General features: G+C 50.7%; 16 protein-coding genes, 8 tRNA genes and 1 pseudogene. 9 read left to right on the forward strand and 16 right to left on the reverse strand.

The window, feature by feature from the left end; all coding sequences use genetic code 11:
* Positions 1–14: 14 nt before the first annotated feature.
* The 3 genes from ptsH to cysZ form a co-directional block, all read right to left on the reverse strand.
* Complete coding sequence (ptsH, locus tag GJV78_RS06595; RefSeq protein WP_002913505.1) at positions 15–272, reverse strand: phosphocarrier protein Hpr; 258 nt, start codon at positions 270–272, stop codon at positions 15–17.
* 359 nt (positions 273–631) lie between these two features.
* Positions 632–1,603 carry a cysteine synthase A gene (gene cysK / locus GJV78_RS06600; protein ID WP_155107576.1) on the reverse strand — a complete coding sequence of 324 codons (972 nt, stop codon included), beginning with the start codon at positions 1,601–1,603 and terminating at the stop codon, positions 632–634.
* Positions 1,604–1,793: 190 nt separating this feature from the next.
* Positions 1,794–2,555 (reverse strand): sulfate transporter CysZ, encoded by a 762-nt coding sequence (gene cysZ / locus GJV78_RS06605; RefSeq protein ID WP_155107577.1) that lies wholly within the window; start codon positions 2,553–2,555, stop codon positions 1,794–1,796.
* Positions 2,556–2,783: 228 nt separating this feature from the next.
* Here cysZ and zipA point away from each other — a divergent pair, with 228 nt between their 5' ends.
* From zipA to GJV78_RS06620, 3 genes are all read left to right on the forward strand, one after another.
* A complete protein-coding gene (gene zipA, locus GJV78_RS06610; protein WP_155107578.1) occupies positions 2,784–3,749 on the forward strand; it encodes a cell division protein ZipA in 966 nt (321 codons plus the stop codon).
* A gap of 68 nt (positions 3,750–3,817) precedes the next feature.
* Positions 3,818–5,833, forward strand: coding sequence for an NAD-dependent DNA ligase LigA (ligA, locus tag GJV78_RS06615; RefSeq protein WP_155107579.1), 2,016 nt, complete (start codon positions 3,818–3,820; stop codon positions 5,831–5,833).
* A 1-nt stretch (position 5,834) separates the two neighbouring features.
* Positions 5,835–6,053 carry a DUF3820 family protein gene (locus tag GJV78_RS06620; RefSeq protein ID WP_155107580.1) on the forward strand — a complete coding sequence of 73 codons (219 nt, stop codon included), beginning with the start codon at positions 5,835–5,837 and terminating at the stop codon, positions 6,051–6,053.
* Here GJV78_RS06620 and GJV78_RS06625 read toward each other — a convergent pair.
* Positions 6,050–7,048 carry a bile acid:sodium symporter family protein gene (locus GJV78_RS06625; RefSeq protein WP_155107581.1) on the reverse strand — a complete coding sequence of 333 codons (999 nt, stop codon included), beginning with the start codon at positions 7,046–7,048 and terminating at the stop codon, positions 6,050–6,052. The genes GJV78_RS06620 and GJV78_RS06625 overlap by 4 nt on opposite strands.
* A gap of 88 nt (positions 7,049–7,136) precedes the next feature.
* Here GJV78_RS06625 and GJV78_RS06630 point away from each other — a divergent pair, with 88 nt between their 5' ends.
* Positions 7,137–8,063 carry a LysR family transcriptional regulator gene (locus GJV78_RS06630; protein WP_155107582.1) on the forward strand — a complete coding sequence of 309 codons (927 nt, stop codon included), beginning with the start codon at positions 7,137–7,139 and terminating at the stop codon, positions 8,061–8,063.
* 130 nt (positions 8,064–8,193) lie between these two features.
* On the opposite strand, the gene GJV78_RS06635 is transcribed toward GJV78_RS06630, so the two are convergent.
* Positions 8,194–9,897: a sulfatase family protein gene (locus tag GJV78_RS06635; protein WP_155107583.1), complete on the reverse strand. Its 1,704-nt coding sequence runs from the start codon at positions 9,895–9,897 to the stop codon at positions 8,194–8,196.
* 457 nt (positions 9,898–10,354) lie between these two features.
* Between GJV78_RS06635 and GJV78_RS06640 the strand changes: the two genes are divergently transcribed.
* The gene (locus GJV78_RS06640) at positions 10,355–11,596 is read left to right on the forward strand and encodes an anaerobic sulfatase maturase (protein ID WP_155107584.1); all 1,242 of its coding nucleotides are present in this window, start codon (positions 10,355–10,357) and stop codon (positions 11,594–11,596) included.
* A 370-nt stretch (positions 11,597–11,966) separates the two neighbouring features.
* Here the strand turns inward: GJV78_RS06640 and GJV78_RS06645 are convergent, their stop codons facing one another.
* The 3 genes from GJV78_RS06645 to GJV78_RS06655 all read right to left on the reverse strand — a co-directional run bounded on the left by GJV78_RS06645 (position 11,967) and on the right by GJV78_RS06655 (position 15,552).
* Positions 11,967–13,103, reverse strand: a complete 1,137-nt coding sequence (locus GJV78_RS06645; RefSeq protein WP_155107585.1) for a hypothetical protein — start codon at positions 13,101–13,103, stop codon at positions 11,967–11,969.
* A gap of 130 nt (positions 13,104–13,233) precedes the next feature.
* Entirely contained in the window at positions 13,234–14,715 is a 1,482-nt protein-coding gene (locus GJV78_RS06650; RefSeq protein ID WP_155107586.1) for a sulfatase-like hydrolase/transferase, read from the reverse strand.
* Between the two features lie 36 nt (positions 14,716–14,751).
* Positions 14,752–15,552 carry a PTS transporter subunit EIIB gene (locus tag GJV78_RS06655; RefSeq protein WP_155107587.1) on the reverse strand — a complete coding sequence of 267 codons (801 nt, stop codon included), beginning with the start codon at positions 15,550–15,552 and terminating at the stop codon, positions 14,752–14,754.
* Between the two features lie 823 nt (positions 15,553–16,375).
* Between GJV78_RS06655 and GJV78_RS23505 the strand changes: the two are divergent.
* Positions 16,376–17,089 (forward strand): annotated as a pseudogene (locus tag GJV78_RS23505) (IS3 family transposase).
* Between the two features lie 177 nt (positions 17,090–17,266).
* Here the strand turns inward: GJV78_RS23505 and GJV78_RS06665 are convergent.
* The 6 genes from GJV78_RS06665 to GJV78_RS06690 all read right to left on the reverse strand — a co-directional run bounded on the left by GJV78_RS06665 (position 17,267) and on the right by GJV78_RS06690 (position 17,896).
* Positions 17,267–17,342, reverse strand: a tRNA-Lys gene (locus GJV78_RS06665).
* 4 nt (positions 17,343–17,346) lie between these two features.
* A tRNA-Val gene (locus GJV78_RS06670) sits at positions 17,347–17,422 on the reverse strand.
* Between the two features lie 41 nt (positions 17,423–17,463).
* Positions 17,464–17,539: transfer RNA gene (locus GJV78_RS06675), tRNA-Val, on the reverse strand.
* Positions 17,540–17,583: 44 nt separating this feature from the next.
* Positions 17,584–17,659: transfer RNA gene (locus GJV78_RS06680), tRNA-Val, on the reverse strand.
* A gap of 41 nt (positions 17,660–17,700) precedes the next feature.
* Positions 17,701–17,776, reverse strand: a tRNA-Val gene (locus tag GJV78_RS06685).
* Positions 17,777–17,820: 44 nt separating this feature from the next.
* A tRNA-Val gene (locus tag GJV78_RS06690) sits at positions 17,821–17,896 on the reverse strand.
* Between the two features lie 384 nt (positions 17,897–18,280).
* Here GJV78_RS06690 and gltX point away from each other — a divergent pair.
* On the forward strand, positions 18,281–19,696 hold the full coding sequence (gene gltX / locus GJV78_RS06695) for a glutamate--tRNA ligase (protein ID WP_155107588.1): 1,416 nt from the start codon (positions 18,281–18,283) through the stop codon (positions 19,694–19,696).
* Positions 19,697–19,781: 85 nt separating this feature from the next.
* Here gltX and GJV78_RS06700 read toward each other — a convergent pair whose 3' ends face one another.
* Together GJV78_RS06700 and GJV78_RS06705 are read right to left on the reverse strand one after the other, a co-directional pair.
* Positions 19,782–20,174, reverse strand: a complete 393-nt coding sequence (locus tag GJV78_RS06700) for a MerR family transcriptional regulator (protein ID WP_155107589.1) — start codon at positions 20,172–20,174, stop codon at positions 19,782–19,784.
* A gap of 1 nt (position 20,175) precedes the next feature.
* Entirely contained in the window at positions 20,176–20,538 is a 363-nt protein-coding gene (locus GJV78_RS06705) for a YfeC-like transcriptional regulator (protein ID WP_155107590.1), read from the reverse strand.
* Between the two features lie 221 nt (positions 20,539–20,759).
* On the opposite strand from GJV78_RS06705, the gene GJV78_RS06710 reads away from it, so the two are divergent.
* Both GJV78_RS06710 and GJV78_RS06715 read left to right on the forward strand, forming a co-directional pair.
* Positions 20,760–20,835, forward strand: a tRNA-Ala gene (locus GJV78_RS06710).
* 41 nt (positions 20,836–20,876) lie between these two features.
* Positions 20,877–20,952, forward strand: a tRNA-Ala gene (locus GJV78_RS06715).
* The last annotated feature ends 333 nt before the right edge of the window (positions 20,953–21,285 follow it).

Below are 21,285 nucleotides of genomic sequence, written 5' to 3' on the forward strand. Positions count from 1 at the left end.
AGAACCCGGAATGCTTACTCGAGTTCCGCCATCAGCTTGACCAGATGCTCAACCGCTTTCTGCTCGTCTTCACCTTCGGCAGAGAGAGTGACCACTGTACCCTGGGTCAGACCCAGCGTCTGCAGTTTGAACAGGCTTTTTGCGCTGGCGCTTTTGCCGTTGGAGGTCACAGTAATCTCAGAAGTGAAGCCTTTTGCTTCTTTCACGAACTGAGCAGCAGGGCGGGTGTGCAGACCGTTTGGCGCGGTAATGGTAACTTCTTGCTGGAACATTATATTTCCCCAACTTATAGGTTTAGTGTTGTGGAACTAAAGTCTAGCCTGGCGGCTGAACTTTAGCCTGTGATCTTAAGCCCGTTATCTGAGCGCCAGCGCGGGCGACAATCCGCCGCCCGCCGACGTTGCGCGCGTCATTAAGCATTATGCCGCTAAAGAAAGATCGCAACCAGTGAATAACATCGATTCAGCGGGACGGTTTCCTCAGGTGATTAATTTCGCGCATCGAAATAATTAATCTGGTTAGATACCAGAGCCAACCGAGTGAATCAATGCCGGGGAGGGTAAAAATTTGAGGAATGCCACAAAAAAGCACCCCGAAAGGTGCTTTTTCACGCATTTTTAACATGCCGACGCTACTGCTGCAGCTCTTTCTCAGTAAAGAGATCGGCAAACAGCGCGGTACTCAGATAGCGCTCACCTGAAGAGGGTAGGATAACCACGATATTTTTATTGGTAAAGCGCTCATCTTCCTGAAGCTTAAGCGCTGCCGCAACGGCGGCCCCGGAAGAGATACCGGCAAGGATGCCCTCCTCTTCCATCAGGCGGCGGGCGGTAGCGATGGCCTCTTCATTGGTAATGCCAACCACTTTATCAATGAGCTTTAGATCTAGGTTGCCGGGAATAAACCCTGCGCCGATGCCCTGAATTTTATGAGGGCCGGGTTTCAGCTCCTCGCCCGCCAGCGCCTGAGCGATAACCGGGGAGTCGGTCGGCTCAACGGCTACGGCAATCAGATCGGTTTTACCTTTGGTGCCTTTGATGTACCGGGCGACCCCGGTCAGCGTGCCGCCGGTGCCGACGCCGGAGATAAAAACGTCAACCTGGCCGTCGGTGTCTTCCCAGATTTCCGGCCCGGTGGTTTTTTCATGAATTTCCGGGTTGGCCGGGTTACTGAACTGCTGCAGCAGCAGATACTTCTGCGGATCGCTGGCGACGATCTCCTCGGCTTTCTGAATCGCACCCTTCATGCCTTTGGCACCTTCGGTGAGCACCAGGTTCGCTCCCAGCGCCTTCAGCAGCTTGCGACGCTCAATGCTCATGGTCTCCGGCATCGTCAGCGTCAATTTATAGCCGCGCGCCGCCGCGACGTAGGCCAGGGCAATCCCGGTATTACCGCTGGTCGGTTCCACCAGCTCAACGCTGGGCTTCAGCACGCCGCGTTTTTCCGCATCCCAAATCATATTGGCACCGATACGGCACTTAACGCTGAAGCTCGGGTTGCGGGACTCCACCTTCGCCAGAATGCGTCCGTTACCGATACGGTTCAGTCGAACCAGCGGCGTATGACCGATCGTCAGCGAGTTATCTTCAAAAATCTTACTCATGGCCTGTCCTTAACTGTATGAAATTGGGATACCTCACCAGCATACCCTCTAGCGGAATAGGGGGAAGTAAGCATTTCGTATATCTATATGCTATGTAGAAATAATGATTATCACTATGGAATAAGAGACGGCATAAGCAAAACCCTTTCTGTTTCTGACGCGGCCCCGTGCCTGAATATCCCAACGTAATTTATTTCCATAGCGCATGTTTTGCGCGCCAGCAGTCGACCCACATCGCCGTCGCGCCGCACACCGCGACTGGCATAATAAAGAGGTTCAGCACCGGCAGCAGGGTGAACAGGCCGGTCAGCGCGCCGAACTGCATATTGTCGACTTTGCGCGTGCGCAGCGCACTGCGCATCTCCTGAAATGATACCTTGTGGTTATCGAACGGATAGTCGCAATACTGAATGACCAGCATCCAGGCGCTGAACAGGAACCACAGCACCGGAGCAACGGTCTGCCCGATACCGGGAATAAAGTAGAGGATCAGCAGCACAATAGCGCGCGGCAGATACCATGCGAACTTCTGCCATTCGCGCTTCATAATGCGCGGCAGGTCCTTCATCATTCCGAGAACCCCGACATCCGGTGGCGTGGCACCCGTTAGCCGCGCTTCAAGCTGCTCCGCCAGCAGGCCGTTAAACGGCGCGGCGATCCAGTTAGCCAGGGTTGAGAAAAAATAGCCGAATACCAGCAGCACCGAGATTACGGCCAGCGGCCAGAGCAGATAGCTCAGCCACTGCAGCCACTCCGGGACATAGCTCATCAGCGCGGGTATCCAGGCGTCGAGGCGGGTAAACAGCCACCAGAAGGCGCTGCCCATCAGCAGAATATTCACCAGCAGAGGGAGGATCACAAAACGGCGAATTCCCGGCTGGCCGACCAGCTTCCAGCCCTGAATAAAATAGTAAAAACCGCTGCGCGGAACGTTTGTCGATGCAGATAACATAATCAGGTGATGCTCCTAAGTGATAGACCCTGGAATTTTCGCGTATATTACCGGGTAATGGTTCTGACAGCAGTTCGGAAATGTTCGAAAAAACAGCAAAAAGTACGATTTCCTTCATCTTTATGCTGCGAAAGCTAAGAGTACACTTGCACTTGACGTAATCGGCAAATACTCTTAGTGAGTAAATGTTTGCCGTGGTGGCAAGGTGTTAGAACAACAGAGAATATAATGATGCAGGATTTGCGTCTGATATTAATCATTGTTGGCGCGATCGCCATAATCGCTTTACTGGTACACGGTTTCTGGACCAGCCGTAAAGAACGATCTTCAATGTTTCGCGATCGGCCAATAAAACGCATGAAATCAAAACGCGACGACAGTGCGTTCGAGGACGATGTCGACGCTGACGAAGGCGTGGGTGAAGTTCGCGTTCACCGCGTTAATCATGCCCCAGGCTACCCGCAGGAGCATGAAGCACCTCGCCAGTCGCCGAAACACCAGTACCAACCGCCCTACGCGCCTGCGCAGCCGCGCCAGCCGGCTCAGCAGCTGCAGCCAGCTCAGCAGCCGCAGCCGGCTCAGCAGCCCCAGCCGGTCCAGCAGCCGCAGCCGGTTCAGCAGCCCCAGCCGGTTCAGCAGCCGCAGCCGGTTCAGCAGCCGCAGCCGGACCAGCAGCCCCAGCCGGTTGAGCAAACCTTCCAGCCTGTGGAGCCGGTCGCCGGGCCGCAGCCTGAACCGATTCCTGAAGTCGCGCCGGTTGTTGAAAAACCCCGGCGTAAAGATGCCGTCATTATTATGAACGTCGCCGCCCATCACGGCAGCGAGCTGAACGGTGAAGTGCTGCTTAACAGCATTCAGCAGGCAGGCTTTAAGTTTGGCGACATGAATATTTTTCACCGCCATCTCAGCCCGGACGGCAGCGGCCCGGCCCTGTTCAGTCTGGCGAATATGGTGAATCCGGGAACCTTCGATCCCGAAATGACGGAGTTCACCACCCCCGGCGTGACGATCTTTATGCAGGTGCCCTCCTACGGCGACGAGCTGCAAAACTTTAAGCTGATGCTTCAGTCCGCGCAGCACATCGCTGATGAGGTTGGTGGCGTCGTGCTTGACGACCAGCGGCGAATGATGACGCCACAGAAGCTGCGTGAGTATCAGGAGTGCATCCGCGAAGTCAAAGACGCCAACGCCTGATACATCGGCCAGGCTTTTTCTTTCTGAACCCCCGCCAGTCGGGGGTTTTTTATCATTGGTGGTGCGATATGGAACCAATCGAACAACAACTGACAGAACTGCGAACCACGCTTCGCCATCATGAATATCTGTATCATGTGATGGACGCGCCGGAAGTACCCGATGCGGAATACGATCGCCTGATGCGCGCGCTGCGGGAGCTTGAGGCGCAGCATCCGGAACTGATTACTCCGGATTCTCCTACCCAGCGCGTCGGGGCGGCACCGCTGACCTCTTTCAGCCAGATCCGCCATGAAGTGCCCATGCTGTCGCTGGACAACGTGTTTGATGAAGAGAGCTTTCTCGCCTTCAACAAGCGCGTGCAGGATCGCCTGAAGCATGTTGATAAGCTGACCTGGTGCTGCGAGCTGAAGCTTGACGGGCTGGCGGTGAGTATTTTATATGAAAACGGCGTGCTGGTGCGGGCCGCCACCCGCGGCGATGGCACCACCGGCGAGGACATTACCGCCAACGTGCGGACCATTCGCGCCATTCCGCTGAAGCTGCACGGGGATAACATCCCGGCGCGGCTGGAGGTACGCGGTGAAGTGTTCCTGCCGCAGGCCGGATTTGACAAGATTAATGAAGAGGCGCGGCGCACCGGCAGCAGAGTATTTGCCAACCCGCGCAACGCGGCGGCGGGTTCGCTACGCCAGCTGGACCCGCGTATTACGGCGAAGCGGCCGCTGACCTTCTTCTGCTACGGCGTAGGGATCCTGGAAGGGGGCGAACTGCCCGATACGCATCTGGGCCGTCTGCTGCAGTTTAAGGCGTGGGGGCTGCCGGTGAGCGACCGGGTGACGCTGTGCGATTCTCCGGAAGCGGTGCTGGCGTTCTACCATAAGGTGGAAGAGGATCGGCCGACGCTGGGCTTTGATATTGACGGCGTGGTGATTAAGGTGAACTCGCTGGCGCTGCAGGAGCAGCTGGGCTTCGTGGCCCGCGCGCCGCGCTGGGCGGTGGCGTTTAAGTTTCCGGCCCAGGAGCAGATGACCGTTGTACGCGGCGTGGAGTTTCAGGTTGGACGCACCGGGGCGATCACGCCCGTTGCCCGCCTTGAGCCGGTGCAGGTCGCCGGGGTGCTGGTAAGCAACGCCACCCTGCACAATGCTGATGAAATTGAACGGCTTGGCCTGCGCATTGGCGATAAAGTGGTGATCCGCCGCGCCGGTGACGTGATCCCGCAGGTGGTTAACGTGGTCGTCTCTGAGCGGCCGGATGAGACGCATCCGGTGATCTTTCCGGATCGCTGCCCGGTGTGTGGCTCCGACGTTGAGCGCGTAGAGGGTGAGGTGGTAATCCGCTGCACCGGCGGGCTTATCTGTGGAGCGCAGCGCAAGGAGTCGCTTAAACACTTTGTTTCGCGCCGCGCGCTGGACGTGGAGGGGATGGGCGATAAAATTATCGACCAGCTGGTGGAAAAAGAGTATGTCCACACCCCCGCCGATCTGTTCCGCCTGACCGCCGGCAAGCTGACCGGGCTGGATCGCATGGGGCCGAAGTCGGCGCAGAACGTGGTTAACGCGCTGGAGAAGGCAAAAGAAACCACCTTTGCCCGCTTCCTGTACGCGCTCGGCATCCGTGAGGTGGGAGAAGCCACGGCGGTGGGGCTGGCGGCCTGGTTCGGCACCCTGGAGGCGCTGGAGGCGGCCTCCATTGAGGAGCTGCAGAAGGTTCCCGACGTCGGCATCGTCGTGGCGACCCACGTGTTTAACTTCTTCGCCGAAGAGAGCAATCGCGAGGTTATCGGCCAGCTGCAGGCGGAAGGCGTACGCTGGCCCGCGCCGGTGGTGGTTAACGTCGATGAGATCGACAGCCCGTTCGCCGGGAAAACGGTGGTGTTGACCGGCAGCCTCAGCCAGATGTCGCGGGATGACGCCAAAGCGCGCCTGGCGTCATTGGGCGCGAAGGTAGCGGGCAGCGTGTCGAAAAAAACGGACCTGGTGATTGCGGGTGAAGCGGCCGGCTCCAAGCTGGCGAAGGCGCAGGAGTTGGGTATTGAGGTCATCGACGAGGCGGAAATGCTTCGTCTGCTGGGCGTCTGAGATGGAAAAAGAGCAGCTGGTGGAGATCGCCAATACGGCTATGCCGTTTGGCAAATACAAAGGGCGGCGGCTGATCGATCTGCCGGAGGAGTATCTGCTGTGGTTTGCCCGCAAGGATGAATTTCCGGCGGGCAGGCTGGGCGAACTGATGCAGATAGCCCTGCTGATTCAAACCGAGGGGCTGACGCAGCTGGTGCAGCCCCTGAAACGCCCGCTTTAGGCCTTTGCGGCGCGGTTTTCTTGCTGCGCCAGCAGCGCGTCGGTCTGGCGCTTATAACGCCGCGCCAGGCCCGCGCAGACCATCAGCTGGATCTGGTGGAAAATCATCAGCGGCAGCACCATCATGCCGATTGCCGCGGTCGGAAACAGAATATTGGCCATCGGAATGCCGTTCGCCAGGCTCTTTTTCGACCCGCAAAAGACGATGGTAATCTCATCGGCCTTGTTAAAGCCGCATTTGCGCGCCACCAGCGTATTGACCCCAATCACAATCGCCAGCAGCACGATGCTGACAATCACAATAAACAGCAGCGAGCCGAGACCGACCTTGTGCCAGATGCCGTTCACTACCGCCTCGCTGAAGGCCGAATAGACCACCAGCAGGATGGAGGTCTGATCGGTTTTGGCAATCCATTTTTTATTCCGCGTCACCCAGCCGCCAATCCACGGGCGGGCAAGATGGCCCAGCACAAACGGCAGCAGCAGCTGCAGCATGATTTTTCCGACCTGCTCAAGGCTGCCGGAGGCACCGTGCATATTCATCACCAGCCCGACCAGCAGCGGCGAGAGGAAGATCCCCAGCAGGCTGGAGGCGGAGGCGGAGCAGACCGCTGCCGCCACGTTGCCGCCCGCCAGTGAGGTAAAGGCGATGGCGGACTGGACGGTGGCGGGCAAGATGCACAGATAAAGGAAACCGGAGTAGAGCATCGGGTCGACGTGCACCGGTGCCCACCACGCAAAGAGCACCCCCAGGACCGGAAACAGAATAAAGGTACTGCACATCACCCACAGGTGCAGACGCCAGTGGCTTCCGCCAGCGACGATCGCCTCCCGGGAGAGTTTGGCTCCGTGCATAAAAAACAGCAGCGCGATGGCGGCGGTGGTGACCCCATCGACCACCGGTACAAAGCCGCCCTCGGCCGGAAAAAAAGAGGCCAGCAAAACGACGGCTATCAGGGTTAAGGTAAAAGGATCGAGAATACGAAAAAGTTTCATAACGTCTCCTGAAATCAGTGCAGTCATTTTGCGTTTTTCTGTTTGAGAAATTAAATTAATTTATTGCATCCATATATGAGCTAAATTGATGAATTATTCCCTGCGACAACTTCGCGTCTTTGTCACTGTAGCCCAGGTCAGAAGCTTTAGCCGGGCGGGTGAGATGATTGGCCTGAGCCAGTCGGCGGTAAGTCACAGCGTGAAAGAGCTGGAGCGGCAGACCGGCGTCAGGCTGCTGGACCGCACCACCCGGGAGGTGCTCCTTACGGAGGCCGGACAGCAGCTGGCGGCGCGGCTGGAGCGTCTTCTGGAGGAGCTGCAGAACACGCTACGCGAGGCGGGCAGGGTAGGTACGCAGCTTACCGGCACCGTGCGCGTAGCGGCCAGCCAGACCATTTCGGCGCATCTGATCCCACAGTGCATCGCCCTGAGCAACCGGCGCTACCCGGCAATTGACTTTGTTCTGCACGACAGGCCCCAACAGTGGGTGCTGGAGAGCATTCGTCAGGGAGAAGTCGATTTTGGGATCGTGATCGATCCCGGCGCGGCCACCGATCTGCAGTGCGAAACGGTGCTGTCGGAGCCATTTTTATTGCTTTGTCGTGAGGATCATCCGCTGGCGCAATGCGAGCAGGTAAGCTGGCAGGCGCTGCGTGATGAGCGGCTGGTGCTACAGGACTACGCCTCCGGCAGCCGTCCGCTGATTGATACGGCGCTGGCGCATTTTTCCATCAACGCCAATATCGTGCAGGAGATTGGGCATCCGGCAACGCTGTTTCCGATGGTGGAGGCAGGGATCGGCATCAGCATTCTGCCGGCGCTGGCCCTGCCGCTGCCGCAGGGACATCGTCTGCGGGTCAGAAGGTTGACGCCGGTGGTTGAGCGCCAGCTGATGTTGGCCCGGCGCAAGAATCGCTCACTCTCCACCGCAGCCCAGGCGCTGTGGGAAGTGGTGCGTCAGCAGGCGGCTGAGCTGAGCGCCGGGCGGGCGCGGGACCCGCTGTATCAGATATAAATATTAATCTGGTGTTCGGCCGAGGGGAGGTTTACCCCTTCGACTCTGGCCTGCTTCTGTTCCTGTTTTGACCTTCCCCCTGAAAGCATCCCAGTGCAAAGGCGCGCCATATAGCGCGCCCCATAGCTGATTAATCTGATGTTTCAGTACTTTTTTTCTGTTTCTCCATCATCTCTTTGATCAATGCTTCAGTTTTCTCAAACGACGCAAATACATTCTCGACCGTTTGGTCTTTATCCAATGCGTCAGGGATCAGACCTGCATATTTATCTCGTGGGTTGTTACCGCGCAGCCACTCGGTGGGGAAGTCCGCCATTTTCTGCCCGCTCTGCTGATAGCGGAAGACTTGACCTGCTTCTGTTCGGCGGTTGTAAGGAATGATGTTGCGCCCATTGTGATCCTTCAGCCCTTCGTACAGTTTTTGGCGTAAAGCGATTTTTGTTGCGATCAGATTCCTGTCTTTTGAATCGATAAGGTTTTGTTTTTCATGCGGATCTTTCTTGATATCATACAGCTCTTCGGTATCCCAGACGCCGTAATACTGGATGTATTTATACTGCGGCGTACGGATGGCAAAGGTAGTCGGAGTGTACGGGAAATTGTACTCCCAGAAATATTCGTAGACGAAGTAGTCCTTACGTTTGGGCTGGTCGGCGCGGTCAGTGCCTAATCCCAGGAAACTGGCACCATCATAATTCTGAGGTTTCTTTATACCGGCGGCGTCGAGGAACGTCGGTGCAATATCAATGTTAGCCACCACGTCCTCAACAACTTTACCCTTGCCGAAACCGGGGCCGGAGGCAATCAGAGGCACGCGCATCGACTCCTCATACGCGGTGCGTTTGTCGATCAATCCATGCTCGCCAAACATAAAGCCATTGTCACCCATTACCATTACGATAGTATTTTTGTCGAGGCCGTTCTTTTTCAGCCAGTCTTGCACCCGGCCCACGCTGTCATCCACCGAACGCAGTGTTTCGTAATAGTCACGCTGGAACTGCTGCATATCCATCTTTTTGTTGTACGGATAATCCACCCCATGCCAGCTGTTGCGCTGGTTCTTCACCCACATTGGCTTACCATTGTAGTTTTCCGGCGTATCGGCGTAGGTGTCAGGCAATGGGAAAGTCACTTTATCCATACTGCCTTTGTACTTAATGGATGGATAAAAATCCGCATGCACTCCCTTGTGGGACAGATACACCATAAACGGTTTGCTCTTATCGATGTGGTTCAGCCAATCCACAGTGTAATCTGTCAATTCATCGGTAATGTAGCCTTTCTGCGGCGTCAGCTTGCCGTTAACGTTGAGCATCGCCTGTTGACCGTACATGTTGATGGGGTAGTAATCCCCTTGCCCTAACAGGCCGACCCAATGGTCAAAACCGGCAAATCCCGCCGTGGCGGTTTTATCCGCACCGCCGAAGTGCCATTTGCCGAAGAATGCCGTCTGATAGCCGTTTTTACGCAGCTCTTCCGGGAAGTAATGCAGTTTGGACAGGTCTGAAGGGTTATTGTCCGACACGCCGTGGTTATGGGCATACATCCCGGTCAAAATGCTGGCCCGGCTGGGCGAGCAGAGCGAGGTAGTGACGAACGCATTCTTGAAGTAGGTGCCGTTATGAGCGATTTCGTCCATGTGCGGCGTATTGATACGTGGATTGAGGAAGCCAAAGGCATCGTAGCGCTGATCGTCAAGCAGGATATAGACGATATTGGGACGTTGCGTCGTCACGTTACTACCCGCTGACTGGCTAGTATTCGCAGCGTGCGTCGCCGGAACAAACGCCTGGGCGCAACATAGCGCGACAGCGCTTAGTGTGAGCTTATACATTGTTATTCTCCATTGAATAAAAATCTATCAGAAGCAATTAGCAGGGTGAGAAAAAGAAAAAACCCGGTAGTGAAGAGGAAGGTCCCTTCCTCTTCACTACCGGGTTTCGCCTTTATATAGTCACGATCCGCTTAAGTGTAGAATGATAAAAGCATATTTTTATTCAACTTTTTATAAGCAGCTTTGTGATATGGCTCATAAAAAATCGATGCATTCGATTATATAACAATTAAACGTCAGGTAGAATATGGTTCAAAGAAAATGTGATAAATATCACGGAGTTGGTTATCATCAATTGCCTTGCCACATACACCTAAGTAACTTCAATCAGAGGATCGTAACCGAGTACGGGCGAAACCATACGGTATATAAATATTGATTATATGCCGTATGGTTTTTTTACTCTAAATTTACATAGTGTAGCTTTATGATTCGTAAAATAAAGAGGAAGTAAATTATGATGGCTCAAATCGCAAATTTTCAATTAATGGCAAAACCGTCTGGCTCAGTATGTAATATTAATTGTACTTACTGCTTCTACCTGGAAAAAGAACACCTTTACCCGGAGCGTAAAAATCGCTGGAAGATGGATGGTGTGACACTGAAAAATTATATTTTTAAGAATATCACAGGACAGAAAGCGGATGTGGTTGATTTCATTTGGCAAGGTGGAGAACCCACGCTGCCAGGCATTGATTTTTTCCGTGAAGCAATTCGTTTGCAAAATTACTATCGGGGAGCTAAACGCATTAATAATTTTTTCCAGACAAATGGTACTAATATTGATGATGAGTGGGCAAGCTTTCTAAAAGAGAACCATTTTCTGGTCGGCTTGTCGATTGATGGTGACCGTATTAGCAATGATACATATCGTCTGACTCGTACTGGTAAAAGCACGTACGATGCGGTGATTAAGGGGTTAGAGGCGTTAAAACGTCATCAGGTCGAATTTAATACTTTAACTGTAGTCAATGCGGAAAATGTTAAGCGACCTATGGATGTTTATAATTTTCTCAAGAGGATAGGTAGCCGCTATATGCAATTTATTCCTTTGGTTGAACGTCGTGCTTCCGTTGCTGATGAAAACGGACTAACGTTAATTCAGCCAGATTTTTCAGGCCAGTGTAGCGTCACAGAATGGTCTGTACCTGCTAAAGCCTATGGAGCTTTTCTTAATACTATTTTTGACCATTGGATCACAAATGACTTAGGTTCTGTATTTGTGATGAATTTTGAGCAAACAATGGCAAAAATGGTTGGACAGGCTAGTGCTTGTGTGATTAACGAGACCTGTGGAGGAAATCTTATCGTTGAAGCAAATGGTGATATTTATTCTTGCGACCATTTCGTTTATCCTGAACATAAACTAGGAAATATTAATCACGATAGCTCAGAGGAATTGGTCAATTCCCCCAAAAATATCGCATTTGGACATGGTAAGTTGAAAAATATAAGCAAAGACTGTATAAATTGTACTGTACGTTCAGTCTGTAATGGAGGCTGTCCTAAACACCGATTCAATATATCTAGTGACGGCCGTCCTAATAGAAATTATTTTTGCGACGGCTTCGCTCTACACCTACATCATGCCCTACCAAAGATGCAACATCTACTAGAGTTAATACAGCAGAATAGGTCTTTGGCAAAAATTCGGAAGTCTCTTAAAAAAGAGTATTACCATAAAAGAAGAAACGGCTGATTAATGTTTTTTTCGATCAATGCAATTGTTTCTTAAATGACGGTTTTGGTGCAATATTGAAATCCGTGAACATTGAAGATGTTTAATTTTTCAGCAACAGGAGTTTATGCTGCCTGCCATGAAAAACAGATGGTCCTGTAGATCACCAGATACTTTTCCTCTCTTAATATAAGGGTAATATTAGAGCTATATTTAACACCAGTCAATGGAACAATTATGCGGGATACTTACACCCATCGAGGCTGGCGTAAGTCTGGCTCTATGCCAGTTGCAGCCTGAGAAGTGGGAAGCCTCGCCGTTTACGGTGGGGAGCAGTCACAAAGGTCAATAAAAAACGGTCATTAGAGTATGAAAATGACCGCTTTTAATACTAGAAGGAGTATATTGCCCCTAATTGGATAGCATCAGGTTGGCTTGAGTTTAATGAGTATGCGGACCACAATTTAAATTGTGGAGAGAACCAGTACTGTAATTGCGGTGTTATTGAATTACTAAATTCCGTATAGGTTGCCATTAACATGGGAGAAAAACCTTGACCTTTCTCTGGATAAACCTGCCAGGATGCAATTGCTGAACGCCCGAGGCCACCTTTAGCATATCCATTCTTGACAATGTCATGTTTTGATTCCGATTTATCCTTTTCAGAATAAGATATATTGAACATGAGTCTGTGTCTTTTTGCTATCTGATAATAAGATGTTAATGAGTAAGTATATAAAGTGTCGGAGTTTCTTTTATATTTTGTGTCACTATTGATGTGGCTATTATTATTAACATTACCATAAATGTAAGTGAATGATCCGAGAATTAGAGATGGTTGTCCGTTATGCATCGAGAAATAATAACCACGAGAATCAGGGAGCATTGAATATGAATTAGCAGTTTGATAGCCCAGATCAAACCCCCAAATATGCGATCTTTGATCATAAGTTCCGTATATAAAAACATTATTTGCGAACTGACTTAGATACATAAATTTATTAGCATTTTTACCGCCACCATCTCCCTGGACCATATACATTCCCCTTACTGATATATCAACATCAGCAAAGAAAGGGACCATATTAGCGGTGTATTTTCCATATAAAAGTGCGCCATAATCTAGAGATTCAAAACCTATACGAAACTGATCAATGATTGTAGTGTCGTCCATCCCATTGTAATGATTTGTAGTCTGACCATTCTTACGGACGTGATTTTCTTTTGTATCCAGACGCACGTCAGCAACGAAAAGGTAGTCATCAGTCAGTTTTTGGGCACCCCTAACACGAAACATTACATCTGAAAAATATTTATGATAGGTTTCGCTAGTGTCATATCCCCCCTTCAGAGCACCATTAAAATACCAGCGGTCACCTTTTTTTGTATCACTAATTTTCAGTTCGCTTCCTGTTTTTGGATTTAAATAATCACCGACCAAAACTGACGTCCAGGTTGTAGTAGGGCTTTTAGCAGAGGTACTAAAGCTAACAGCAACTAAGGTTATTATCGCTAACTTATTTTTCATCGTTAAATTCTCATGGCTAATAATTTTACTCACACCAGATCTGATTAAACCTGGTGTGCTGTGGAGCCATAAAAAGCACCAAAATGCTTTTAATAAAATTTTTCCTTTTCATATAATTCTCCATATTCAATCACATATCAAACAGCGGTTCTTTTTTAACACCGAGTCGATCCCGGTATTGTTTAGCTTGATTAATTAGCATGCGGAGTTTAGCTGGCTTTTGTTCTGCCAAATCATTTTTTTCAGATATGTCTTTTTTTAAATTGAACAACATAGGTTTTTCTAATGAGACCATTTTTCCATTCTGGATTTGCATTAATATAACTTTATAATCTCCAGAACGATATGCATACATATCGCCCATGTAAAAATAGGGCATGAAAGTACGAGGACTTTCTTTATTATTCAGGAAAGTTGATGTAAGGTTTTTCCCGTCAAGAACTTTCTGAGAATGTGTGGTTCCAGAAATCTCCATTAGCGTTGGTAACAAATCTAAAGTACTGCCAATTCCGTCTACAACACCAGACTTGATATGGGATTTCCAATTGACGATAAATGGAACTCGTGCACCTCCTTCATATATGGTACTCTTACCGCCATGCATGGGTAAGGCAGAACCAGAGAGCCCTTCTTTATCGTAAAGCAACCATGGGCCATTATCTGATGTGAAAATAACCACAGTGTTATCTGCAATATTATTTTTCTCCAGAGATTTATATATTTCACCAACGGACCAGTCAATTTCAAGCATGATATCGCCATAGCGATTATGCCCTTTGCCTTCGTACTCTTTAGATGAAAACAGCGGAACATGCGTCTGGGGATAGGCCATATACATAAAGAATGGAGTGTTCTTGTTTTCAGCTATATATTTTTTTGCTTTTTCTGTTACATCTTTTGTGAAATCAGCCTGTTTAAACCCTTGTGGTACCACGTAGTCAACATATTTACCGTTAACCTTGTACGAATGATAAAGTGGCACTCCCCAATATTCTTGTTTTGGATGGATATTAGTTTGTTGGATTTTTTTGAACAGTGCGGCAGCCTTCGTCGGATTTTTCTGCTGCATCCGTAGTTTGTCAAGTTCGATTTGGTCAACGACTGCATTAAATCTGTCGTTACTTATTGGAATACCATACCATTCATCAAATCCATGGCGTGTAGGAAATCCTGAACTTTGAGCTCCCAGATGCCATTTGCCATAAATTATTGTTTTGTAGCCATTTTTTCTCAATGAGTCAGCTATAGTAACCTCGTTATCCGGGAATCCATCAGGATCCTCTTCAACAAATACCGGACTTTTTGTACCATATAATCCGGTTCTGGTTTCTAAACGCCCAGTCATTAATGCCCCTCGACTCGGAGAACAAACCGGAGATGGGACATAGAAATTTGTCCATCTTTGTCCCGTAGCGGCAAGATGATCTAAGTTAGGAGTAGAGGTCCTGGCTCCTTGAACTGATATATCAGCCCATCCCATATCATCGGCAAAAAGAAGTATGATATTTGGTTTGGTTTTATTGCCCAGTTCGGAGGCATACGTCCAGTTCGGATACATTGATAATAAGGTTGTTACGAGTGATAATTTTACAATATTTTCTTTTATTTTCATGGCCGTGGTTCCTGGTAAATATATTTCGGATGTGATTTATATACGATATATGTCTACTTTTAATTTACAGATACAACTCTTTGCTATCAGTCGCATAGGCACCCTCCATCTGATCAGCAGGAATGTTAGCGGTACGGTGACCAACAGACAAAAAGTTGAAGTAAAGAAATTTCGGATATTAATATGTGAATTTTTATTCAGCGTTTTTTCCAGTTGGCATGATACCCAGAAGGAGAATATAATTGGGATGCAGAAAAAATTCAGTGGTTGATAATCGGTCGCCGACATGGTGTTGAAATCCTCAAGTACAGACGGATGTATCAGCGCCCCACCAATACACATAGTAACAAAGGCATTTCCGCCGAATATCTTATCGGCAGCATATCTCAGAATAATCGGGAAGTAATAGAAAAGCGAATCACTGGAAGCCAATAATAGTGTATAGGTACTACTGTTGGTAGATATCCAACCGCAGGCTGCCGTAACACCCAATAATGGCGTGAAGTTACCAGATATAATATCGATGAAACCTGACAGGCGATTTCCTTTATTATTTCCCCCATCAGCACCCTGACGACTGGGCCACTCACTGATACCAGAAACAGAAAGCAGATTCTGATAGACCTCGCTGACATGGCTCCCTACTACAATCTGAAATTGGTCACCTCTTTCAACTACCATGATGACACTGGAATTGTTTTTAAGGATAGTCACATCCGCTTTTTTATGATCTTTAAAGTTAAAACGCAGCCGGGTAACACAGTGAATTACTCTACTTACGTTGTCTGCATCGCCTACGCTTTCAAGAATCACGCTGACTAATGTTTTGTATTTCATTAACTATCCTTAACTCACGCTTAGACATATCCATTCCAGACATTAGATTTTTGATAACGTTTTAGGAACGAAAAAAAACCTGAACCATTTTTCTGCGGCTTTAGCCCTGCAGAAAAACGGTTCAGGTTTTGCCCGCGTCTGGTTTTGCCCAATACGGTAACAATCCATTCTGTCTTGCGACAGAATACTGCTTTTTAATCCACTGACAAGCCTACAAACTATGCCATCATATCATTTTGTGAGTTGGCGCAAATTTTAGGTATCCAGCCTTCTGAACCATAAGTTCAGCACTGAGCCGTTCAAAATGAATGGTCAAAAGTATCAACTCCTTTTTCGTCAATGTGTATTGATATTGATTAGCGATGTGAGTCTGTGTTTTTCCGAACAGTGGTATGTATGCGGATATTTTTCCTTCACTACGTCATGTATACCCTAAATAGTTCGAGTTGTAGGACAAAACGCAGCACGTTTTGAACAGCCGCAGGCTACCTCTGGTGAGAGACAGGGATGTCTCTCATTAATCCCCGGGAGCTTACTGGAGTCAGTGACCGGGGTGAACGAGAACAAATCGGCTTAACCGATTTGAACGCCATTGGCGGCGGCCCTTCAGGGTGAGGCCCCTGGCCCGAATAAAGCCAACGCATATGCAACCTGAAGGATGACGGGTATAGAGATTTATTTCTACTGAATACCCAATCACGCCCAATAGTCGCAGGGCAAAAAATTTCAGTCGTGTGACAGAACGGTGATAGTTGGATTATGGGGTAGGAAATTTTCCTGGGGCGAGTCAGTCCAGATAAACTCTCTGACAGAGGTGACTCACATAACAAAACCAGTATCAGCCAGTAAGAAGTCACGTAAACAACTTTCGCCAGAATTTCGCAATGAAGCCCTGAAGCTTGCTGAACGCACAGGCTGAGTAGCCTCAGTCCGCCAGTTCAGTCTGTACGAATTTTAGCTCTGCGCCTGGTGGAGTAAACGGCAGCGGCAGCAACTGACATCATCTGAGCGTGAAAGCGTGTTGGCTGCTTTAAACGGCTGCTGGTGTTACCAACGGGGTGAAGAGCTGGCCATCCTGCAAAAGGCTTACGCCTCTTCGTGAAGTGCCTGAAATTAAGTATGTCGTTATCGAACAACATCAGGCTGGGTTCAGCATCTGGGGAATGTGCCGGGTGTTCTGTGTCGCCCTCAGCTGCTTAGACCTGTGGTCACGCGCCGTTATCGGCTGGACGATGTCGTCGCGGATAACGGCGCAACTGGCGTGCGATACGTTGCAGATGGCACTATGGCGGTGTGATCCCCAACACACGGTTGCAGAAAGTTTTTCCAGTTACTGAAACACGAGCGGATAAAGTAAAAGATCTACGGAACGCGGGAAGAAGCTAGCAGTGATATTTTTGATTACGTCGAAATCTTTTATAAGCGTCGGCATGGTTTGAGCGATCGGATGTCACCGACAGAATATGGAAACCAATATTATCAACGGCTCGGAAGCATCTGGATTATCTGTGGCGATTCAGGACAGACCTTCAATTGATTACCTGGAGAAGGGGTGAGACGAAGAGGGTGGCAAGCAGGCTGAGAAATTCCGTCTTTCCGGAGACTCGCCCTGCGGGCCAGCGCCGTTGCGCCGGGCAAAATTGTTCCCGACAATTTTGTCGAATCATTAATATCGCAGATAGCAAAAAGGCGCCTTTAGGGCGCCTTTTTACACTGGTGGGTCGTGCAGGATTCGAACCTGCGACCAATTGATTAAAAGTCAACTGCTCTACCAACTGAGCTAACGACCCGAAGTGGTGGGTGATGACGGGATCGAACCGCCGACCCCCTCCTTGTAAGGGAGGTGCTCTCCCGGCTGAGCTAATCACCCACTTCGGTACTGCACAATAAGAAATTTAGCTGGTGAGAAAGTGGTGGGTGATGACGGGATCGAACCGCCGACCCCCTCCTTGTAAGGGAGGTGCTCTCCCAGCTGAGCTAATCACCCACTTCTCAATTTCTTATTTACACGGCGGAGACTACCTGAGTAGTTGGTGGGTGATGACGGGATCGAACCGCCGACCCCCTCCTTGTAAGGGAGGTGCTCTCCCAGCTGAGCTAATCACCCACTTCGGTACTGCACAATAAGAAATTTAGCTGGTGAGAAAGTGGTGGGTGATGACGGGATCGAACCGCCGACCCCCTCCTTGTAAGGGAGGTGCTCTCCCAGCTGAGCTAATCACCCACTTCTCAATTTCTTATTTACACGGCGGAGACTACCTGAGTAGTTGGTGGGTGATGACGGGATCGAACCGCCGACCCCCTCCTTGTAAGGGAGGTGCTCTCCCAGCTGAGCTAATCACCCCCGCTGTGTGGAGTCGCATTATAGGGAGAGTTGAAAATGAGTCAACGCCTTTTCTAAAGAAATTGTTTGTTCGTCTTAATTTTAAACAAAACGCTGTTTAAAGGGGCGATGGCGCTTGATTTACAAACAAAAACGGCTAAGCCACGCCTTTACCCGGTAACAACATTGAGGAATTGCCTCACGGTGATAGAATGTTGCCCATTCTACGCATCTTCCTTCAGGCTGCCCCTGAATGCGCTGTGCCTGCTCGTCCCGACCGCATGCTTAATTCTGCCGGCGGAAAGGCGCTGGCATTCTTGCCCTGAGGCATCGTGAACGATCTCGCGTATGCGATTTTTCCAGGATTCGCCGGTTGTCGGCATCTTTATAACGTAAGGCCATTTCATGAAAATCAAAACTCGCTTCGCGCCAAGCCCGACGGGCTATCTGCACGTCGGCGGTGCCCGTACCGCTCTCTACTCCTGGCTTTTTGCGCGTAACCACGGCGGTGAGTTCGTGCTGCGTATTGAAGACACCGATCTTGAACGCTCCACGCCGGAAGCTATTGAAGCCATTATGGACGGTATGAACTGGCTGAACCTGGAGTGGGATGAAGGCCCGTACTACCAGACTAAACGTTTTGACCGCTATAACGCCGTTATTGATGAAATGCTGGAAGCGGGCACCGCCTATAAATGTTACTGCTCAAGAGAGCGCCTGGACGCGCTGCGCGAAGAACAGATGGCGAAGGGCGAAAAGCCGCGCTACGACGGCCGCTGCCGCCACGGGCATGAGCACCACGCCGATGATGAACCCTGCGTGGTGCGCTTTGCCAACCCGCAGGAAGGATCGGTGGTTTTTGACGACCAGATCCGCGGGCCGATCGAATTCAGCAATCAGGAGCTGGACGATCTGATTATTCGTCGTACCGACGGCTCCCCGACCTATAACTTCTGCGTGGTGGTGGACGACTGGGATATGGAAATTAGCCACGTTATTCGCGGCGAAGACCACATTAACAACACGCCGCGGCAGATTAATATCCTGAAAGCGCTGAACGCGCCGGTGCCGACCTATGCTCACGTTTCGATGATCAACGGCGACGACGGTAAAAAGCTTTCCAAACGCCACGGTGCGGTGAGCGTAATGCAGTATCGCGACGATGGCTATCTGCCGGAGGCGCTGCTGAACTATCTGGTGCGTCTCGGCTGGTCCAGCGGCGATCGGGAGATCTTTTCCCGCGAGGAGATGATCGCGCTGTTCTCTCTGAACGCGGTGAGTAAATCTGCCAGCGCCTTTAACACCGACAAGCTGCTGTGGCTGAATCACCACTATATTAATAGCCTGCCACCGGAGTATGTGGCCACGCATCTGCAGTGGCATATTGAGCAGGAAAATATCGATACCCGCAGCGGCCCGCAGCTGGCCGAGCTGGTGAAACTGCTGGGCGAGCGCTGCAAGACCCTGAAAGAGATGGCGCAAAGCTGCCGTTATTTCTACGAGGACTTTACCGACTTTGACGCCGATGCGGCGAAAAAACATTTGCGTCCGGTGGCGCGTCAGCCGCTGGAAAACGTGCGCGACAGGATCGCGGCCATTACGGAGTGGACGGCGGAAAACGTGCATCAGGCGATTCAGGCGACCGCCGACGAGCTGGGAGTCGGCATGGGGAAAGTCGGGATGCCGCTGCGCGTCGCGGTGACCGGTGCCGGCCAGTCTCCGGCTCTGGACGTTACCGTCCATGCCATTGGTAAAACCCGCAGCGTCGAGCGTATCAACAGGGCGCTGGCGTTCATTGCCGGACGCGAAAGCCAGCAGTAAAGGTAGCGAAGGCATAAAAAACGGCAGGCCCCGGCGGGCTGCCGTTTTTTTATTGTCTGAAAAAGCTGCGAAGCAGGGCTGTCAGCTACTCCGTCTCGTCGATGCCCAGACGTGCCAGAAAAGAGCGAATTCCTTCGCGGGAAAGAAACAGCGCCAGTTTCTCCTGCTCCGCTGCGGTCATGTTTTCGACGGCATCCATAATTTGTCGGCAGGCGTGGCTGCGGGCAACGGGCTGATAGTCGGCGAGCGACTCTTCCGCCTGATAAAACGCAGAGTGGTTGCGAAAGGCCGGAATATGCAGAATAAACTCCCGCACGCGGCTATCGATATGAATAAGCCTGGCGCGCCCGCCCTTAACGCCGGGAAACTTTTCGGTTTCCCATTTCTGTTCCCTGATCCAGCGATTGACGGTCTGCTTTGCTACTCCCAGGCATTCGGCCAGCTCCTCGGTGGTCATTTTACTGCGTAATCTTTTCATATTATTTGCCGTCGCGTATCCCTAAGCGTTGTAACAAACCGGTGATACCTTCCCGCAGCAGCAGGGAGGTAAAAAGTTTCTGTTCCGCAGCGGTCATTTCTTTGGCAAGTTTGCTTAGCAGCGGCTCAAGAGTAGGGTTATCAGCCTGTCTTAGGGAAACAGGCAGGCCCTCTGCCGGGCGTTCGGCGTTGCGGATATATTCACGCACCTGTTCGTTGACGTGAACCAGGCGAGCCTTGCCGCCCTGTACGCCGGGTTTGGGCGAGGTTACCCATCCTTCTTTGCGAACCCACTTATTGATGGTCTGCCGGCTGTAGCCGGTCAGATTAGCGAGTTCTTCTGGCGTCATTCGCTCCTTGAACATAGCTATTCCCTGAATGGACGTATGGTTAATTAGTGGTTCATTTTATAGCATCATTTTAGTAGAAACCGTGACTTGTTTAACTACTGAATGCGAGTGAACACGCAATGTCCTTCATCTGTTTGCTTTTTCAGCGATCGGATTTACGAGGGATAATTTGCCGTTGACACAGACGTGGGGAATTCATATTATGCCGCCCGTCAACTCGACACGCTTTATGTAACGGGGCTATAGCTCAGCTGGGAGAGCGCTTGCATGGCATGCAAGAGGTCAGCGGTTCGATCCCGCTTAGCTCCACCAAATTTGAACCCAACGAATTTGGTACATAAAGTTGATATTGTGGGGCTATAGCTCAGCTGGGAGAGCGCTTGCATGGCATGCAAGAGGTCAGCGGTTCGATCCCGCTTAGCTCCACCAAAATTTGAACCCTCGCTGCAAAGCGGGGGTTTTTTGTCTCCGCGCTTCCGTCATTTTTGCCATATCCCTAAGCTCGCCCTGACGGGCCGGGTTTTACTATCCACTGCGCACGTTAGCTAACCCGCGCTATGTCCGCGCGGTCCGGCATTGGAATATTGCGCCTTATCTGCAGAGGGGGAGACGGCTGTTTACGCCGTGCTGGTCAGGTGCTGCCGGAGCTGACTTTACCGGCCGAAAAGGGCTTTATTGCCGGCTAGCTGGCGATCGTTTTTTTATCGCAGCCCGGCATGAGGCGCAGGCGTAAAAAAGCCGGGGTGCGCCCCCGGCTTTGCG

This window comes from Intestinirhabdus alba (assembly GCF_009711095.1).
Lineage (GTDB): Bacteria > Pseudomonadota > Gammaproteobacteria > Enterobacterales > Enterobacteriaceae > Intestinirhabdus > Intestinirhabdus alba.